The organism is Actinomycetota bacterium, assembly GCA_030018275.1.
Classification (GTDB): Bacteria; Actinomycetota; Aquicultoria; order Subteraquimicrobiales; family Subteraquimicrobiaceae; genus Subteraquimicrobium.
In genome coordinates, this window is record JASEGB010000035.1 from 1 (window position 1) to 1646 (window position 1646).

Sequence of the window (1646 nt, forward strand, 5' to 3'; positions counted from 1 at the left end):
GGCTGCAAGACATCTCTGCGAGCCTGCTCATTTTTGTATTGGGTGAAGCATTTGAGAATTGATACTTTTCCTCACCATTATCCCCTTTTCTGAGGATGAGCCATGATTCGGGTCCAGGCAGTCCGTCTCGAACCTGATGGACACGTAAACACGCCATATCACACCATAGCTCTTTCCTTTCTGTATCTCGCAGGAAAGTATGCTCCCATGCATCATCAGGTAGCTCTTCTACGATCTTCCGCACTTCGAGCGGCTCCGGCTCTCCCTCTACAAGCTGCTTCCGTGTGGGATGGCGACCTCGCTTTCCCTTTCTCTTCGGGATTTCGACTTTTGGATCTTCCAGCCATACTCTCGTGTCGCTGGGAACGTCTGCGATGTAGAGGAAGCCTTCGCTATCGAGGCTGTCAAGGAACCATGGCTGCTGTCCGTAGAAGCAGTCCATCCCCACCCATGCGAAGGGAAAGCCTCGCTCCTTGGCCTTTAACAGCATCTCTAATCCCAGCTCTGCCTTTGTTTTGAATGTAATCTCCGGTGGCACACCACACTTCCTTCTGCGAACCGGGTCGTTTGCCCAGTCATCAGGGAGATATAATCGCTTGTCTATCAACGTCCGACGGTTCCAGAATGCGTATCCCAAGAATACACCCACCTGACAGTTCTTCACCTTTCCAAGGCAGCCACAGTGTTGCCGCTTTACTCCCACAGAGTTCTCGCCGTCCTTAGGGAACCCTGATTCATCGAGGTGAACGGAACCATGGATAGGGTTCCCTATCAACTCACTGACTTGCCTCTGAAGCTCGTTAATAACACCTTCCTCGTCCCATTGCGAATTGGAGATGAAATGCTGAAGTGATTGGTGATCACAATCGGGAACAACCTTTTCGATATTCGTCATGTTTCCACGCTCATTTAACACTATTTGCCCTTGTAGATATCGAAGTGCCTGTTTTATCGAATTTCGCGTTTTATTCCTGAAAAAATCGCTGAAGGAAATACAAAAAACTTTTAACTCCTCTGTAACTGCCCCTAAATCACAAAGAGACAATTTCATGAGCATATTACTTCATTCTTGATAGAGGCTATATTTATTTAAAGGATTTTATAAAAGTAATTTGACAAAGTCAAGTTTAATTTAGCCACAAACAATCTGCGATACCGGACAACCTGAATAGCAATTTTCACGGGATTAAAAGGAGAATAGATATCAATCTTCGAAATCTTGAGATAGTCCAAACTAAGCGTGCTTAGATTGCGTGGAGATCATCAAGATATTCTTAGTTTGGTTTGCTCTTCCTCTTATGGTGAGACTTCCTTGCGGATTCCCTCGCTTTATGCTTCCGCTTAACGATCTTAAGTATCTCCTTCTTTGTTATTCTCCTCTTTGGCAATATCACTTCCAGAATCTCTCTGACATCCTGTATCGTCAGCATTGGGGCTTTGTCTTTCCATTTCACTTGCAAGGTTAAGAGGAAGAGCATCGCCAGTAGGACCATCGTCATATGATGATGCCAGCCGAGCCAGCCTCTCACCTCATAATCCGCCATCCCTACCTCTCCTTTTGCATCTTCCAGCGCTCTTTCCATCCAGTAGCGGCTGCAAGACATCTCTGCGAGCCTGCTCATTTTTGTATTGGGTGAAGCATTTGA

The 1646-nt window shown here is 46.2% G+C and carries 2 protein-coding genes; both read right to left on the minus strand.

The genetic code is table 11. The annotated features are described in order from the left end of the window. Positions 1 to 1057 (minus strand): IS701 family transposase (locus QMD66_07885; protein MDI6822741.1); only part of this gene is annotated, 1057 nt, incomplete at its 3' end. A gap of 217 nt (positions 1058 to 1274) precedes the next feature. Further along, positions 1275 to 1646: IS701 family transposase (locus QMD66_07890; protein ID MDI6822742.1), on the minus strand; the 372-nt coding region annotated here is incomplete at its 5' end.